Origin of the sequence: Azospirillum brasilense (assembly GCF_001315015.1) — a bacterium.
GTDB classification, from domain to species: domain Bacteria; phylum Pseudomonadota; class Alphaproteobacteria; order Azospirillales; family Azospirillaceae; genus Azospirillum; species Azospirillum brasilense.
This window is the reverse complement of record NZ_CP012914.1, coordinates 2026125-2042605: the sequence shown is the minus strand read 5'-3', so window position 1 is coordinate 2042605 and position 16481 is coordinate 2026125. Positions and strand designations below refer to the sequence as shown.

At 69.2% G+C, this 16481-nt stretch carries 16 protein-coding genes and 1 riboswitch; of the genes, 7 read left to right on the top strand and 9 right to left on the bottom strand.

The window, feature by feature from the left end; all coding sequences use genetic code 11:
- Nucleotides 1–9: 9 nt before the first annotated feature.
- The 4 genes from AMK58_RS09460 to ispH form a co-directional block, all read right to left on the bottom strand.
- Complete coding sequence (locus AMK58_RS09460; RefSeq protein ID WP_035674775.1) at nt 10–1608, bottom strand: AMP-binding protein; 1599 nt, start codon at nt 1606–1608, stop codon at nt 10–12.
- 110 nt (nt 1609–1718) lie between these two features.
- On the bottom strand, nt 1719–2213 hold the full coding sequence (rnhA, locus tag AMK58_RS09455; RefSeq protein WP_175424465.1) for a ribonuclease HI: 495 nt from the start codon (nt 2211–2213) through the stop codon (nt 1719–1721).
- 4 nt (nt 2214–2217) lie between these two features.
- A complete protein-coding gene (locus AMK58_RS09450) occupies nt 2218–3201 on the bottom strand; it encodes a homoserine kinase (RefSeq protein ID WP_035674774.1) in 984 nt (327 codons plus the stop codon).
- A gap of 50 nt (nt 3202–3251) precedes the next feature.
- Nucleotides 3252–4229: a 4-hydroxy-3-methylbut-2-enyl diphosphate reductase gene (ispH, locus tag AMK58_RS09445; protein ID WP_035674772.1), complete on the bottom strand. Its 978-nt coding sequence runs from the start codon at nt 4227–4229 to the stop codon at nt 3252–3254.
- A gap of 275 nt (nt 4230–4504) precedes the next feature.
- On the opposite strand from ispH, the gene AMK58_RS09440 reads away from it, so the two are divergent.
- The 6 genes from AMK58_RS09440 (at nt 4505) to gcvPB (ending at nt 10007) form a co-directional block, all read left to right on the top strand.
- Complete coding sequence (locus AMK58_RS09440; protein ID WP_236778097.1) at nt 4505–4951, top strand: hypothetical protein; 447 nt, start codon at nt 4505–4507, stop codon at nt 4949–4951.
- Between the two features lie 21 nt (nt 4952–4972).
- Nucleotides 4973–5218 carry a CDGSH iron-sulfur domain-containing protein gene (locus AMK58_RS09435; protein WP_035674770.1) on the top strand — a complete coding sequence of 82 codons (246 nt, stop codon included), beginning with the start codon at nt 4973–4975 and terminating at the stop codon, nt 5216–5218.
- A gap of 72 nt (nt 5219–5290) precedes the next feature.
- Nucleotides 5291–5404: riboswitch (glycine riboswitch) on the top strand.
- 175 nt (nt 5405–5579) lie between these two features.
- A complete protein-coding gene (gcvT, locus tag AMK58_RS09430) occupies nt 5580–6692 on the top strand; it encodes a glycine cleavage system aminomethyltransferase GcvT (RefSeq protein WP_035674769.1) in 1113 nt (370 codons plus the stop codon).
- 33 nt (nt 6693–6725) lie between these two features.
- Nucleotides 6726–7100: a glycine cleavage system protein GcvH gene (gene gcvH, locus AMK58_RS09425; protein WP_035674767.1), complete on the top strand. Its 375-nt coding sequence runs from the start codon at nt 6726–6728 to the stop codon at nt 7098–7100.
- A 1-nt stretch (nt 7101) separates the two neighbouring features.
- Nucleotides 7102–8442 (top strand): aminomethyl-transferring glycine dehydrogenase subunit GcvPA, encoded by a 1341-nt coding sequence (gene gcvPA, locus AMK58_RS09420; RefSeq protein WP_035674766.1) that lies wholly within the window; start codon nt 7102–7104, stop codon nt 8440–8442.
- Nucleotides 8442–10007, top strand: coding sequence for an aminomethyl-transferring glycine dehydrogenase subunit GcvPB (gcvPB, locus tag AMK58_RS09415; protein ID WP_059398836.1), 1566 nt, complete (start codon nt 8442–8444; stop codon nt 10005–10007). Before gcvPA ends, gcvPB begins: the two co-directional genes overlap by 1 nt.
- Nucleotides 10008–10165: 158 nt before the next feature.
- Here gcvPB and AMK58_RS09410 read toward each other — a convergent pair whose 3' ends face one another.
- The 5 genes from AMK58_RS09410 to efp form a co-directional block, all read right to left on the bottom strand.
- Complete coding sequence (locus tag AMK58_RS09410; protein ID WP_035674762.1) at nt 10166–11485, bottom strand: peptidoglycan -binding protein; 1320 nt, start codon at nt 11483–11485, stop codon at nt 10166–10168.
- 52 nt (nt 11486–11537) lie between these two features.
- Entirely contained in the window at nt 11538–12725 is a 1188-nt protein-coding gene (locus AMK58_RS09405; protein ID WP_059398835.1) for a hypothetical protein, read from the bottom strand.
- 52 nt (nt 12726–12777) lie between these two features.
- Complete coding sequence (locus AMK58_RS09400) at nt 12778–13551, bottom strand: OmpA family protein (RefSeq protein ID WP_059398834.1); 774 nt, start codon at nt 13549–13551, stop codon at nt 12778–12780.
- Nucleotides 13552–13730: 179 nt separating this feature from the next.
- Nucleotides 13731–14585 carry an inositol monophosphatase family protein gene (locus AMK58_RS09395; protein WP_059398833.1) on the bottom strand — a complete coding sequence of 285 codons (855 nt, stop codon included), beginning with the start codon at nt 14583–14585 and terminating at the stop codon, nt 13731–13733.
- A 91-nt stretch (nt 14586–14676) separates the two neighbouring features.
- Entirely contained in the window at nt 14677–15243 is a 567-nt protein-coding gene (efp, locus tag AMK58_RS09390) for an elongation factor P (RefSeq protein ID WP_014240821.1), read from the bottom strand.
- A 167-nt stretch (nt 15244–15410) separates the two neighbouring features.
- Here efp and epmA point away from each other — a divergent pair, with 167 nt between their 5' ends.
- Nucleotides 15411–16463: an EF-P lysine aminoacylase EpmA gene (gene epmA / locus AMK58_RS09385; RefSeq protein ID WP_035674753.1), complete on the top strand. Its 1053-nt coding sequence runs from the start codon at nt 15411–15413 to the stop codon at nt 16461–16463.
- Nucleotides 16464–16481 lie beyond the last annotated feature (18 nt).

The following is a 16481-nucleotide window of genomic DNA, read 5'->3' as shown; positions in this document are numbered from 1 at the left end:
GGTTCTCGTTCAAGTCACCTTCGTGCGGTCCCAGGTGGTGTCGGCCACGCCGCGTTCCCGAAGCTTCGCCTTCTGCACCTTGGCGGTTGGCGTCTTGGGGAAGGCGTCCACAATGTCGATGTAGCGGGGCTGGGCGTAGCGCGGAAGTTCACGCTCGGCGTAGGCCGCCACGGCCTCCGGCGTCAGGGTGGCGCCCGGTGCGGCGACCAGCGCGACCATGATCTCGTCCTCCGCCCCCGGAATGCCCGCCGGCACGGCGTAGGCGGCGACCTCCGCCACCCCCTCCAGCCGCGACAGCACCGTCTCCACCTCGTAGGACGAAACGTTCTCGCCGCGGCGGCGGATGCAGTCCTTGATGCGGTCCACGAAGGTGACGTAGCCCTCCGCGTCCATCACCGCGGCGTCGCCGGTGTGGAACCACAGGTTCCGCCACGCCTCCACCGTCTTGTCGGGCATCCGGTGATAGCCGGACAGGAAGCCGAAGGCGGCCTTCGGGCGCACCATGACCTCGCCGACCTGACCATGCGGCACCGGGATGTCGGTCTGCGGGTCGCGGATCTCCACCTCGAAATAGCGGTCGTAGACCTTGCCGCAGGTGCCGGGGCGCGGCTTGCCCATCTCGGCGTAGAGCGGGATGTTCACCTCGGTCATGCCGTAGAGGCTGATGACGTCGCGGACGCCGAAGCGCTCGCGCAGCACCCGCTCGGTGTCCGCCGGGTTGGGGGCGGCGCCGACGAGGCGCAGGGGATGGTCCCGGTCGTCCGGGCGCGGCGGCTGGGCTACCACGAAGGCGGTGACGGCGCCCAGCGAGTTGGTCACCGTGCAGCCGTGGCGCCGGATGTCGTCGAGCCAAGCCGACGCGCTGAACCGCTCGCGCAGCACCGCCGATCCGCCGGAGATCATCGCGGCGTAGAGCTGCATGTAGAGCCCGTTGGCGTGGAACAGCGGCAGGCAGATGTAGAAGCGGTCCTCGTCGGTCAGCGCGAAATTGTCGATGGAGCCCAGCCCGAACAGGAAGCCGTGGCCGTGCGGCATCAGCACGCCCTTCGACAGGCCGGTGGTGCCCGACGTGTACATGATGCAGGCGTCGTCGCCGGCGCGGGGCAGGGGGCCGTCGTAGGGGGCGGCGTTGCGCCAGCCCTCCAGCGCGGCGTGCGGCGATCCCGCCACGGCGCCGGGCACCACAAGCCCGCGCAAGGCGGTCAGTCGTGGTGCGATGTCGGTGATGCGGTCGGCCAGAGCGGCGTCGACCACCGCCAGGGCGGCTCCGGCGTTCTCAAGCTGGTGCTCCAGGAAGCCGCCCTTCAGTTCCGTGTTCAGCGCGACCATGACGGCGCCCAGCCGCCCCAGCCCCAGCCACACGCGCACGAAGTCCAGCCCGTTCGGCAGCATCACCGCCACCGTGTCGCCCGGCTTCACGCCCAGCCCGGCGAAGAAGCCGGCCATGCGACCCGCCTGCTCCTGCGCCTCGGCGTAGGTGATGGAGTCGCCGTCGTTCTCTTTGCCGGCGATCATCGTGACGAAGGTCTTGCCGCCGCGTTCGGCGGCCTGATGGGCCAGCACCTCGGGCAGCACCCAGCGGGCTTCGTTCCGCAAATGCGGATACATCTCGGTCTCCTCCCAACGATCTTTCGTCGTTCGTTATCGGAGGGAGCCTAGCGGGATGGCGGGTCCGCCGTCCACAAACCCTTGAGGATGGTCACCGTTCGCCGGACGGATCAGCCCCGCGCGGCCTGCCGGACGTCGGCGACGCCCTGGCGGGCCAGCGCGTCGGCCCGCTCGTTCTCCGGGTGGCCGGCATGGCCACGGACCCAGTGGAACTCGATCCGGTGCTGCCGCTTCGCCTCGTCCAGGCGGCGCCACAAATCCTCGTTCTTCACCGGCTTCTTGTCGGCGGTCTTCCAGCCACGGGCCTTCCAGCCGTGAATCCACTGGGTGATGCCGTTCTTCACATACTCGCTGTCGGTGTAGAGCCGCACCTCCATGGGCCGCTTCAGCGCCTCCAGCGCCTGGATGGCGGCCATCAGCTCCATGCGGTTGTTGGTGGTGGCCGGCTCGCCGCCGTACAGCTCCTTCTCCACCCCGTTGTAGCGCAGGATGGCGCCCCAGCCACCGGGGCCGGGGTTGCCGCTGCAAGCGCCGTCGGTGAAGATGTCGACGACCTTCGGCGCGCTTTTCTCACCGCCGCCGTTGGTGTCCATGCTGTCCGTCATGGCGTCAGACCTGATAGCTGCCGCCGTCGTCGAGCGCGTAGTCGCCGAGCCCGCGGACGGTCTGGTGGAAGCGCAGCTTGCGCAGATATTCCAGCGGGTCCTTCGGACGCACGAAGGCCCCCGGCGGATGGTTCAGCCAGTCGTAGAGGCGCGTCAGCAGGAAGCGCAGGGCGCTGCCGCGGCACAGCCAGGGCAGGGCGGCCAGCTCCGCCGGCGACAGAGGGCGGACCCTCTGGTAGCTGGTCAGCAGCATCCGCGCCTTGGTGGCGTTGAACGACCCGTCGGCCTCGAAGCACCAGGCGTTCATGCAGATCGCGATGTCGTAGGCCAGGAAATCGTTGCAGGCGAAGTAGAAGTCGATCAGGCCGGACAGCCCGTCGCCGCGGAAGAACACGTTGTCGGGGAACAGGTCGGCGTGGATGACCCCGGACGGCAGGCCGGCGGGCCAGTTGGCTTCCAACGCGGCAAGCTCCGCCTCCAGCGTCGCGCGCAGGTCGCGGGCCACCTCGTCGGCGCGCGGAGCGCATTTGCCGACAAGGTCTTTCCAGCCGTCCAGCGACAGGGCGTTGGGGCGCTCCATCCGGAAGTCGGCGACGGCCAGATGCAGACGGGCGAGCGCCGTCCCCAGCTCCGCGCAGTGATGCGGCGTGATGCGGCGCGGCCACATGCCGGCCAGGAAGGTAACGATCACCGCCGGGCGCCCAGACAGTTCGCGCAGCGCCTGCCCGTCCGTTCCCTGGACCGGCAGCGGGCAGGCGATGCCCTTGTCGGCGAGATGCTCCATCAGGCCCAGGAAGAAGGGCAGATCCTCCCGCCGGGTGCGCTTCTCGTAGAGCGTCAGGATGTAGGGGCCGCGCTCCGTCACCAGGAGGAAGTTGGAATTCTCCACCCCCTCCGCGATGCCCTTGCAGGACAGGACGGCGCCCAGATCGTACTGGGCGATGAAAGCGTTCAGCTCGTCGTCGGTGACTTCGGTGTATACGGCCATGCCAGCGCCTTACCGGGATTCGGGACGCTGGTCAATGGCACTCCACATCCTCAGGCTTCTTCCTTGCTCCGCATCCCGACGCCGCCGTCCAGCAGCGACTTCGGCAGCTTGAAGGTGATGTCCTCGAAGGCGGTGCGCAGCTCCTCCACCGTCACGGCGTAGCGGGCGCGGGCGGCCTCCATGACCTCCTCCACCAGCACTTCGGGGGCCGACGCTCCGGCGGTGATGCCCAGCGTGGCGACTCCGTCCAGCGCCGACCAGTCGATGTCCGCCGCGCGCTGGACGAGCTGGGCGCGCTGGCAACCGTGGATCTTCGCCACCTCGACCAGCCGCTTGGAGTTGGAGGAGTTCGGCGCGCCCAGCACCAGCAGGGCGTCCACCTTCGGCGCGATGGCCTTCACCGCCTGTTGGCGGTTGGTGGTGGCGTAGCAGATGTCCTCCTTCTTCGGTCCGCCGATGGACGGGAAGCGGGCCTGGAGGGCGGCGACGATGCTGGCCGTCTCGTCCACCGACAGGGTGGTCTGGGTGGCGTAGGCGAGGTTCTCCGGGTCGTCCACCTGGACTTTCGCCACGTCCTCCACCGTCTCCACCAGCACGACGGCGCCCTGGGGCAACTGGCCCATGGTGCCGATCACCTCCGGGTGGCCGGCGTGGCCGATCAGCACGATCTGGCGCCCCTCGTTGAAGTGGCGCTCGGCCTCGCGGTGCACCTTGCTGACCAGGGGGCAGGTGGCATCGAGGTAGAACAGGCCGCGCTGCTCCGCCGCCGCCGGGACCGACTTCGGCACGCCGTGGGCGGAGAAGACCACCGGCACGCCGTCGGGCACCTGATCCAGCTCGTCCACGAAGATGGCGCCCTTGGCCTCCAGGCTCTGCACCACGAATCGGTTGTGGACGATCTCGTGCCGGACATAGACGGGGGCGCCGAACCGCTCCAGCGCCACCTCCACGATCTGGATCGCGCGGTCCACGCCGGCGCAGAAGCCACGGGGGGCCGCGAGCAGGATGGTCAGGGGCGTCTGGGTCATGCGCGTCGTTCCGGTGTCTCGAAAAAGGGGGTGTCGGGGTTCGTTCGTCGCAGCGGCGGCGTGGCCTTGTGCCGGCCCCACCGCTTCTCTAAAGTCGTGGCAGAACACACCCTTCCAACCGTTAGGCCAGACCGATGGACCGCCGCCGCGACCGTAATATAGGAACCCCCGCCCGGAAAAGCCCGCGGGCGCTTGCATTCGCGAGTCTCGGGGTTCTGGCGCTCACCGGCTGCTCCGGACTCGGGGGCGGATCGAACACCGCGGCGGACGCGGCCTTGGCCTGCCCGAAGGTGTCCATCGTCCGCGATCTGGCGGAGGTCACCCAATTCCGCAACGGCGGCGGGCGCGACCTGACGGACGTCACCTCCCGCGCGGCACTGGCCGATTATTCCGGCAACTGCGACTACACCAGCGACGGCGTCACGGTGAACGTGAACGTCTTCCTGATCGCGGAGCGCGGACCGGCCATGCAGGGCAACACGGCGAACTACCGCTATTTCGTCGCCGTCGCCAAGCCGGGCGAGGAGGCGCCGACCACCAAGACGGAGTTCGACACCTCCGTCACCTTCGATGCCGGCAAGCTCCGCTCCGGCAGCCGCGAGGAACTGGCGCCGAAGATCCCGCTGCCCAAGGACGCCAACGGCAAGGATTGGAAGATTTTCCTGGGCTTCCAGCTGACGCCGGAGCAGCTGGCCTTCAACCGGGCGCAGATGAAGCAGTGATCGGATAAGGGGGCGAATCTCATGGCCAGCGCACCGGTCGCCGCGACCAAGGAACCCATCATCATCGAACTGGAAGCCGGCAAGACCTACTGGTGGTGCCGCTGCGGGCGCAGCGCCAAGCAGCCGCTGTGCGACGGCAGCCACGCCGGCACCGGGCTGGAGCCGATGAAGTTCGCTCCCGCCACCTCCATGAAGGCGCGCTTTTGCGGCTGCAAGGCGACCAAGAAGCCGCCCTTCTGCGACGGCAGCCATCTGGACCTGAAATGAGCGTCGCCGGGACCCCAGCGAACCCCGATTGACATTCGCAAAGGTCCCGGTAGGTTAAACGGCACAAGCCGACGATCCCTCGCGGGAGAGATCATTGCCCGGCCACCGGAAAACCGGATGCCGGGCAGTGGCGCCGAAGGAGCAACCGCCCCGGAAACTCTCAGGCAAAAGGACCGCAAGGGGGATAAGGCAACTCTGGAAAGCAGCCCGGTCCGCGCATCGCGGGGAACGGCTCACCGAAGGAGTAAACCGGTTGTCGAGGGTTGGACCCCGCCGGTGAATCTCTCAGGTCCAGGACAGAGGGGGCAGGACTCGCGTCAATTCCGGCGCGGGTTGTGCGATCCTATGTCGGAGGACCCGCGTGAACGAGGCTTCTGAGTCCCTCAAGACAACGCCGCTGCACAGCCTCCATCTGGAGCTGAAGGGCAAGATGGTGCCCTTCGCCGGCTACGACATGCCGGTGCAGTACCCGCTCGGCATCCTCAAGGAACACCAGCACACCCGCGCCAAGGCCGGGCTGTTCGACGTGTCGCACATGGGGCAGGTGCGCCTGACCGGCGAGGACCCGGCCGCCGCGCTGGAGTCGCTGGTTCCCGGCGACATCAAAGGGCTGGCCCGTGGGCGCATGCGCTACACGCTGTTCCTGAACGAGCAGGGCGGCATCCTGGACGACCTGATGGTCACCAACGCCGGCGACCACCTGTTCCTGGTCGTCAACGCCGCCCGCAAGGACCACGACGTCGCCCACATGCGCGAGCGGCTGAAGGGCAGGGCCGAGGTGGAACTGCTGGACGATCTCGCCCTGATGGCGCTTCAGGGGCCGGAGGCCGCGGCGGTGCTCGGGCGCTTCATCCCTGAAGCGGCCACCATGAAGTTCATGAGCTACCTACCGGCCACCTTCGACGGCATCCCGGTCATCATCACCCGCTCCGGCTACACGGGCGAGGACGGCTACGAGATCTCCTGCGACAAGTCCGACGCGGAGACCATCGCCCGCGCCCTGCTGGCCGAGGACGAGGTCGAGGCCATCGGGCTGGGTGCGCGCGACTCGCTGCGGCTGGAGGCTGGGCTCTGCCTCTACGGCCACGACATCGACGAGACGACGACTCCGGTCGAAGCGGGCCTGGAATGGGCGCTGTCCAAGCGCCGCCGGGAGGAGGGCGGCTTCCCCGGCTATGCCATCATCAAGGACCAGCTCGCCAACGGCGCCCCGCGCCGCCGCGTCGGCCTCCAGCCGGAAGGCCGCCAGCCGGCCCGCGAGCACACCGACGTCTGCGACGCGGATGGGCAAAAGATCGGGGAGGTGACCAGCGGCGGCTTCGGCCCCACCGCCTCGGCCCCGGTCGCCATGGGCTATGTGGACCGCGCACACGCCGCCGTGGGCACGCCGGTCCAGCTCATGGTCCGCGGCAAGCCGCTGGCCGCCAAGGTCGCCGCCATGCCCTTCGTGCCGCAGCGCTACTACCGCGGCTGAGAATTAGAAAACCGTTTCGAACAGGGGACAACCATGACCATCAAGTACACCAAGGACCATGAGTGGGTCCGCGTCGAGGGCGATGTCGGCACCGTCGGCGTCAGCGACCACGCCCAGCACCAGCTCGGCGACGTCGTGTTCGTCGAACTGCCGGACGTCGGCCGCCAGCTCGCCCAGGGCAAGGAAGCCGCCGTCGTGGAGTCGGTGAAGGCCGCCAGCGACGTGTTCGCCCCGGTCTCCGGCGAGGTGATCGAGGCCAACGCCGAGCTGGAGAACGACCCGTCGCTGGTCAACGCCGGGGCCGAGACCACCGGCTGGTTCTTCAAGCTGCGCCTCAGCAACCCGGCGGAGCTGGACGGGCTGATGGACGAAGCCGCCTACAAGGCCTTCGTGGAAGGGCAAGCCTGAGATGCGTTACCTGCCCCTGACCGAGGCCGACCGGCGCTCCATGCTGGAGGCCATCGGCGTGCCGTCGGTGGACGAGCTGTTCCGCGACGTGCCCGAGGCGGCCCGCCTCTCCGGCCCGATCGAGGGGCTGTCCAATCATATGGGCGAGCTTGAGGTCGATCGCGCCCTGTCGGCGATGGCGGGCAAGAACCTGCCCGCCGGCAGCGTGCCGAGCTTCCTCGGCGCCGGCGCCTACCGCCACCACATCCCGGCGACGGTGGACCATCTGGTGCAGCGCGGCGAGTTCCTGACCGCCTACACCCCGTACCAGCCGGAGGTGAGCCAGGGCACGCTGCAGGTCCTGTTCGAGTTCCAGACCCAGGTCTCGCTGCTGACCGGCATGGACGTCGCCAACGCCTCCATGTACGACGGCGCCACCGCCTGCGCGGAAGCCGTGATGATGGCCAACCGCGTCACCCGCCGGAAGAAGGCCGTGCTGTCCGGCGGCCTGCACCCGCATTACCGCGACACCACGACGACCGACGCCCGCTTCATCGGCTTCGAGACGGTGGTGATGCCGCCGGCCCCGACCGGCGGCGAGGACCTGCTGGCCGCGGTCGACGGCGACACCTCCTGCGTCGTCGTGCAGAACCCCGACGTGTTCGGCCATGTCCGCGACTACACCGAGTTGGGCAAGGCCTGCCAGGCCAAGGGCGCCCTGCTGATCGTCGTGGTGACGGAGGCCGTGTCGCTCGGCCTGCTGACCCCGCCGGGCGCGATGGGCGCGGACATCGTGGCGGCGGAAGGCCAGTCGCTGGGCAACGCGCTGAACTTCGGGGGGCCCTATGTCGGGCTGTTCGCGGTGAAGGAGAAGCTGGTCCGCCAGATGCCCGGCCGCCTCTGCGGGCAGACGGTGGACGCCGACGGGCGGCGCGGCTTCGTGCTGACGCTTTCCACCCGCGAGCAGCACATCCGCCGCGAGAAGGCGACCTCGAACATCTGCACCAATTCCGGCCTGTGCGCGCTGGCCTTCTCCATCCACCTCAGCCTGCTGGGGGAGGAAGGCTTCACCCGGCTTGCCGAGATCAACCACGGCAAGGCCGTGCAACTGGCCGACAAGCTGGCGGCGGTACCGGGAGTGGAGATCGTCAACGGCAGCTTCTTCAACGAATTCACCGTCAAGCTGCCGAAGTCGGCCGCGGAGGTCGTGGAAGCGCTGGCGCAACGCGGCATCCTGGGCGGCGTTCCGGCCTCCCGTCTGTTCGGCGGCGGGCTGGACGACCTGCTGATCGTGGCCACCACCGAGACCAACACCGAGTCCGACATGGACGCCTTCGCCACCGCCCTCGCCGAGGTTCTGTGATGAGCATGAACAACCAGGGTCGCCCGACCGGCATTCAGAACACCGACAGCGCCGTTCCGGAAACCGTCACCGGCAACCGCGGCCTCCAGATCGAGGAGCCGCTGATCTTCGAACAGGACAGCGCCGGGCGTTGCGGCGTCGACCTGCCGGAGGTCCCCGCGGTGGGCCCGCGCCTTGGTGCGGTGAAGCCGCGCGGCCGGATCGGCCTGCCGGGCCTCGCCGAGCCGCAGGTGGTCCGCCACTACACCCGCCTGTCGCAGAAGAACTACGCCATCGACAGCGGCCTGTACCCGCTCGGCTCCTGCACGATGAAGCACAACCCGCGCCTGAACGAGAAGATGGCGCGGCTGCCGGGCTTCGCCGACGTGCACCCGCTCCAGCCCGAAAGCACGGTGCAGGGCGCGTTGGAGCTGATGGCGGAGCTGGGCCGCTGGCTCGCCACGCTGACCGGCATGGCGGCGGTGACGCTGGCCCCGGCGGCGGGTGCGCACGGCGAGATGTGCGGCATCATGGCGATCCGCTCCGCCCATGACGCCAAGGGCGACAAGGGCCGCACCAAGATCCTCGTCCCGGAAAGCGCCCACGGCACCAACCCGGCTACCGCCGCGGCCTGCGGCTACGCCGTCGAGGCGATCCCGGCGACCGAGGACGGGCGCGTCGATCTGGAGGCGCTGAAGGCCAAGCTCGGGCCCGACGTGGCCGGCCTGATGCTGACCAACCCGAACACCTGCGGCCTGTTCGAGCGCGACATCATCACCATCGCCGAGGCGGTTCACGCGGCGGGCGCCTATTTCTACTGCGACGGCGCCAACTTCAACGCCATCGTCGGGCGGGTGCGTCCGGCGGACCTCGGCATCGACGTGATGCACATCAACCTGCACAAGACCTTCTCCACCCCGCACGGCGGCGGCGGTCCGGGCTCCGGCCCGGTGGTCTTCGCGGAGTCGCTGGCCCCCTTCGTCCCAGTGCCCTACGTGGTGCAGGACAAGGACGGCGCCTTCCGTCTGGTGGAGCAGGCCGGCGACGGCCCGGCCTTCGGGCGGATGAAGGCGTTCCACGGCCAGATGGGCATGTTCGTCCGCGCGCTCGCCTACATGATGAGCCACGGCGCCGACGGTCTGCGGCAGGTGGCGAACGACGCGGTGCTGAACGCAAACTACCTGCTGGCCCGCCTTCAGGACGTCATGACCCCCTCCTTCGAGGGGCCGTGCATGCACGAATGCCTGTTCGACGACCGCTTCCTGAAGGGGACGGGGGTGACCACGCTCGACATCGCCAAGGCGCTGATCGACGAGGGTTTCCACCCGATGACCATGTACTTCCCGCTGGTCGTGCATGGCGCCCTGCTGATCGAGCCGACCGAGACCGAATCGAAGGCCAGCCTGGACCAGTTCGTCACGGCGCTGCGCGCCCTGGCGGAGCGGGCCAAGTCCGGCGATGTGGCCTATTTCCAGGGTGCCCCGCGCCTGACCCCGCGCCGCCGCCTCGACGAGACCGCCGCGGCGCGCAAGCCGGTGCTGCGGTGGACGCCGGCGGTGGAGCCGGAGACGGTCGCGGCGGAGTAACGAGCGCTTTGTCCATATTTCCCTCTCCCCTCTGGGGAGAGGGTCAGGGTGAGGGGGCGCCCGAAGGGCGGAAACGCAGCCTCATTGCAGAGCTTTTCCGGCCTGCGGCCGCCCCCTCATCCTAACCTTCTCCCCGGAGGGAAGAAGGGATTGGGCTCCTACCGCTGATCCAGCTTCACCTCGATGCGCCGATTCCGCGCCAACGCCTCCTCGCTGGTGCCGGGGTCGAGCGGCTGATACTCGCCAAAACCGGCGGCGGCCAGACGGTCCGCCGGAATTCCCTGGTCGATCAGGTACTTCACCACCGAGATCGCGCGCGCCGCCGACAGCTCCCAGTTCGAAGCGAACTGGATGCGCACCGGGCGCGCGTCGGTGTGGCCGTCCACCCGCAGCACCCAGTTGATGTCCGGCGGGATGGTCCGGCCGATCGCGATCAGCGTGCGCGCCAGCTCCGCCAGCCGCTGCTTGCCGGCCTCCTCCAGAGTCGCCGAGCCGGAGGGGAACAGAAGCTCCGACTGGAAGACGAAGCGGTCGCCGACGATTCGCACGTCGGGGCGGTTGCCCAGCGCCTCGCGCACCCGCCCGAAGAACTCCGAGCGGTAGCGGGCGAGGTCCTGCACCTTGGCGGCCAGCGCCTGGTTCAGCCGCGAGCCGAGTTCGGCGATCCGGACCTGCTGCTCCTCCGCCTTCTTCTCCGAGATCTCCAGCGCGGCGCCGATGCGGGCGAGCTGCTCGCGAAGCGCAGCCATCTGCCGGTTCAGCAGGTCGACCTGCTCGTTCGCCTTGCCGGTCGCGCCCTGTTCGGCGGACAGGGAGGCCATCAGCTCGGTGATTCGGATGTCGCGCTTCTCGATGTCCTTCTGCGCGAGCATCGTCTTCTCATCGGCGCTGGCGAGCCGTGTCTCCAGCGCCTTGGAACGGTCGCGCTCCCCGCCCAACTCGGCCAGCAGGGACTGGCGTTGCTCCTCGGTCAGGCGCTGCTGCGCGGCGGCGGCGGCCAACTCGCCCTCCAGCTTGGTCCGGGCTTCGCGCAACGCCTTCAGGTCGGCCTGGAGGCTGGCGGCTTCGGCCAGCTTCAGCTCGATGGTCTCCTTGTCGGCGCGGATCGTGCGCTGCAACTCCTCCGCCGCGCGGGTGGCGTGGTCGAGGTCGCCCTGGAGCGTGGCGATGCGGCTGGTCATCGTGTCGCGCGCCGCCACGGACCCCTGAAGCTCCGCCGAGAGCTGGGCGACGTTGATGCGCAGGTCGGCGTTGGCGTCCCGCTCCAGCGCCAGCAGATCGTTCAGTTCCGCCACCTTGCGGTTCAGGCTGCCGAGCTGCTCGTCACGCCCGGTCAGGGCGGTCGCCATGTAGAACTGGGCGACGACGAAGATCATCAGCAGGAAGATGACCACCATGACGAGGGACGACAGCGCGTCCACCCATCCGGGCCATGCGCTGGCCTCGCGGTGGCCGTTGCGGCGGCTGATGCTGGGCATGGCGGTGTGTCCCTCCGGACGGACAGGGAGTTTGGCGTCGGCGCCGTTCCGATCAGCGCTGTTCCGATTCTTCGGCCAGGGCGGCGATGGTGCGGGCCAGCAGCTTGATCTCGCTGCGGATCTCCTGCACCGCCTGGACCCGGCCGGTGGAGGATTCCTCGACCATGCGGGCGAGATAGATGTCCATGTTGCGCAGATGCTGGCGCGAGGCGTCGTCGAACCCGCCGATCGCCGCGTCGGACAGCCGGTCGAGCAGCCCCTTCATCTCAAGCTGGCTCTCGCCGAGGCGCAGGAGGAGCTGCTGTTCGGCGCGCATCTGGTCGGTCAGCGTGCTCAGCCGCTCGGTCAGAGCCATCAGGTTGGCGTTGGCCGAACGGCGGCCCTCCTCGGCGGTGGCGACGGTGCGCTGGAGCGAGTCGAGGTTCTCCGCCGTCTGCTCCAGGAGCGCCGTCAGATAGGCGGGCATCGATTGGTCGCCGGTCTCCAGGCTGCCGCCGGCCCCGCTCGACAGGCGGGTGGCGCCGGACAGCCAGTCCTCGACATCCTGGAAGAAGCGGTTGTGCGCCTGGCTGGCCTGAAGCTCCAGGAAGCCCAGCACCAGCGAGCCCGCCAGACCGAACAGCGAGGAGCTGAAGGCTGTGCCCATGCCGGTCAGCGGCGCTTCCAGCCCATGCTGAAGGTTGCTGAACATCGCCCCGACGTCGCCGCCCTGCACCGACAGCCCGCCGATGACCGAGCCGACCGACTGGACGGTGTGCAGCAGGCCCCAGAAGGTGCCGAGCAGGCCGAGGAAGATCAGCAGCCCGATCAAGTAGCGCGACAGTTCCCGCGACTCGTCCAGCCGCGAGGCGATGCCGTCGAGCAGCGAGCGCATCGACAGCGCCGACAGGGTCAGCCTCCCGCGCCGCTCCCGCAGCATGCGGGCCATCGGGGCGAGCAGCACCGGCTCCGGCGCGGCGGCGGCCGCGCTGCCGGATTGGAAATGCTCCAGCCACGCCACCTCGGGCCGCAGCATCAGCACCTGACGGAAGATGAACAGGATGCCGGCGAGCAGCGTGCCGAGGATCAGCCCGTTCAGCGCCGGGTTGTTCATGAAGGCGGCGCGCAGGGCCGGGAACAGCAACGCCGTCACGCTTCCCACGACCACCAGGAAGAGGATCATCCGTGTCAGGAAGCGCTCCGGGCGCGTCATCGGGGAAGGCTCCTCAAGAGGCTGGGACGACGGGGCGATGGCGGCCATGGGCACTCTCGTCCAGGGGAAGGGGCAGGCGGTACCGGTTACAGAGAGCGGCTCACTGGTTCAGGAACTCCACGTCCAGCCGGTCCGGCGCGCCGCCGGCCGCCTCCATGCCCATGGCGCGGATGTCGACGCGAGTGCTGGCGATGCCGGCGGTCCCCAGCCGCTCGCGGACGGCCAGCGCGCGGGCCAGCGACAGCTGACGCGCCTCGCGCGCCGTCTCGGGCGTGCCGCTGGCGTAGGAGCGGATCTGCAGGCGAAGCTGCGGGTTGGCGTTCATGCGCTCCGCGATGGTGTCCAGATGCGTCTGGGCCGGTTCGGGCAAGGCGGTGGCGGTGCCGTCGAACAGCACGGTCAACGGCTCCATCCGGGGCAGGGCGGGCGCCGAGGGCGCTTTCGGAGTCGGCGGCGGCAGGGCGGCGGTCTGCGTCCGGTCGGGCGGCGGCGATGCTGCCGGCCGGTTGGAGGCTGGGACCGGCGGCGCGCCTTCCGGCAGGGCCGGCGGCGGCGGCGTGGGACCGATCGAAATCTGCGGCAGCTCCGGCGCCGTCATCAGGGTCGGGGCCTTGAAGACGGGCGGGGCCGGCGGGGCCGGCGGCGGGAAGAGATCGGGCCGCGGCGGGATCGGCAGCGGCTGCGCGTTTTCCAGCGTCAGCCCGCCTGTGTTCGTGGTTGCGGCCGGGGCCGGAGTGGCGGCGCTGGTCTGGGGCGGTGCGGTGCTGGACGAGGAGCAGGCGGTCACGGCCAGCGACAGCGCCACGACCGCGGCGGCGGGGAGGACGCGCAACGGGACCTGCCGCCCGACGGGGGCGTTTGGAGAACCGCTCATGCGTCCGACAATCCTCATGGTGACCAGCGCGTTGTTCCCAGTGACACGGAAAAGCGTTGGTACCATAGCCCTTCGATCGGCGTAGGGACAACGCCCTTTGGGCCGCGCGGCGTGTTTCCCCACCAAAGCGCGGCCCTTGCTACCCCAACGTCATGAAGGGCTTATGGCTCGGCCGGAGGTCAGCCCTGACCGGCGTCCGCCGCCCCAGCCGCTCCGGCGGGAGCGGAGCGCACCTTGCGATCCGTCGCACCGCGCAGGATCTTGGCGATCGGCAGGTGGAAGTGGGCGTTGGCCGCCAGGATCGTGCCGCCGAACACCGGGTTGCGCCCGCCGCCGATCTCACCGACGAAGCCGCCGGCCTCGGTCACCAGAAGCTGGCCGGCCGCGGCATCCCAGGGGGCGAGTCCGCGCTCCCAATAGCCGTCGTAGCGGCCCGCCGCGACGTAAGCGAGGTCGAGCGAGGCGGCGCCGAATCGGCGGATGCCCGCGACCTCCTTCATCAGCGCCTCGGCCTCCACCAGGAAGCCGGCATGGTCGCCGCGGCCCTTGAAGGGGATGCCGGTGGCAATCACGGCGTCGGCGAGGTTGCGGCGCTCCGACACGCGCAGGCGCTGGTGGTTCAGGAAGGCGCCCTGGCCCTTCTCGGCCCAGAACATCTGGTCGTGCACCGGCTCGTACACGACGCCGGCGACGATCTCGCCGTTCTTCTCCGCGGCGATGGAGATCGCCCAGTGCGGGATGCCGTGCAGGAAGTTGGTGGTGCCGTCCAGCGGATCGACGATCCAGCGGGCGGTCGGGTCGCTGCCCTTGCTGGCGCCCGTCTCCTCCATAAGGAAGCCGAAATCCGGGCGGGCCTTCTGCAGCTCTTCGCGCAGCAGCTTTTCCGCCTTCATGTCGGCGGCGGACACGAAGTCCGCCGGGCCCTTGCGCGACACCTGGAGGTGCTCGACCTCGCCGAAGTCGCGGACAAGGCCGCGGGCCGCCTTTTCGGCGGCGCGGACCATCACGTTGATAAGGGCGGAGCGGGTGGCCATGGGCGTGCTTTATCTCGTGCGGAACCGGAAAAAGAATACACCGGCCCCCGCCTTAAGCGAGAGCCGGTGCGCAGAAAATCAGTCAGGACGCTCAGTCCTTGGCGCGCTCGACATACTCGCCGGTCTGGGTATCGACGACGACGCGGGTGCCCGACTCGATGTGCGGCGGCACCAGGATCGACACGCCGTTCTCCAGCTTCGCCGGCTTGTAGGAGGAGGAGGCCGTCTGGCCCTTCACCACCGGGTCGGCCTCGGTGATCTGCAGGGTGACCTTGCCGGGGATCTCGACGCCGAGCGGCGCGCCTTCGAAGGACTGCACGGTGACTTCCATGCCGTCCTGCAGGAACACCTTCTGGTCGCCGATGATCTCGCCGGGGATGGCGGTCTGCTCGTAGCTTTCCTTGTCCATGAAGGTGTAGCTGTCGCCTTCGGCGAACAGGAAGGTCATCTCGTGCTCGTCCAGGCGGGCGCGCTCGACCGTCTCCTGGGTGCGGAAGCGCTCGATCGACTTGTTGCCGGTGCGCACATCCTTCATTTCAAGCTGGATGAAGGCGCCGCCCTTGCCGGGCTGGACGATGGCGGTCTTCGTGATGACCCAGAGCTTCCCGTTATGCTCCAGCACATGGCCGGGACGCATCGTGTTGGCGTTGACCTTCATGACATACTCGTGATTTCCAGGAGACAGGCGGCGCGGAACCTAGCAGCTTGCCGGGCCGGTGGCAACGCCGGGTGGGGCTCAATTGGCGTTCTGCGCCTTCTTTGTCCGTTTTCGCCGCCGCTCCCGCTCTGCTAAGCAGCGTCATCGCTCCGTCAGTGAAGGCCGTCATGTCCCCCATCACGCCCGCCTGGGCTCCCGAGAGCTTCGCCCGCCGCCGCCCCCATCTGGCCGTGCGCGGCCGCGTGCTGGGCGCCGTCCGCCGCTTCTTCGAGGAGAACGCCTTCCTGGAGGTGGACACCCCGGCGCTCCAGATCTCGCCGGGGATGGAGCCGCATCTCCAGGCCTTCGCGACGGAACTGGTGGGACCGCACCCCGACGACCGGCTGCGGCTGCACCTGCACACCAGCCCCGAATTCGCCATGAAGAAGCTGCTGGTGGCCGGGCTGCCGCGCATCTACCAGATCGCCCACGTCTTCCGGAATGGCGAGCGGTCAGCCACCCACGCGCCGGAATTCTCCATGCTCGAATGGTACCGGGCGGGGGAGGGCTATCGGACGCTGATCCGCGACTGCGAGGATCTGGTGCGCGAGGCCGCCGTCGCCGCCGGGCGGACGCGATTCGACTTCCGCGGCATGACCTGCGATCCCTTCAAGGAGTGGCGGGTGCTGACCGTGCAGGATGCCTTCCGCGAGTATGCGGGGATCGACCTGCTGGAGACCTTCGACGGCAGCCATGACCCCGACCCGGCTCCGCTGGCCGCCATGGCGCGGGCCATCGGCATCGCCCCGCACGACGGCGACCGCTGGGAGGACATCGTCTTCCGCATCATGTTTGACCGGATCGAGCCGCATCTGGGCGCCGGCGTGCCCTGTGTGCTGACCGACTATCCGGTCTGCATGGCCGCCCTGTCGCGTCCCAAGCCGGAGGACCCGCGGCTGGCCGAGCGGTTCGAGCTGTACGCCTGCGGCCTGGAACTTGCCAACGCCTTCGGCGAGCTGACCGATGCCCGCGCCCAGCGTGCCCGCTTCACGGCCGACATGGACCTGAAGGAACGCATCTATGGCGACCGCTTCCCGGTGGACGAGGATTTCCTCGCCGCGCTGGAGCACGGCATGCCGGAATGCAGCGGCATCGCGCTGGGCTTCGACCGGCTGGTCATGCTGTGCAGCGGGGCGGAGCGCATCGACGAGGTGCTGTGGCTGCCGGTGGCGGGGGCCTGACCCCACCCGCCACCGGCG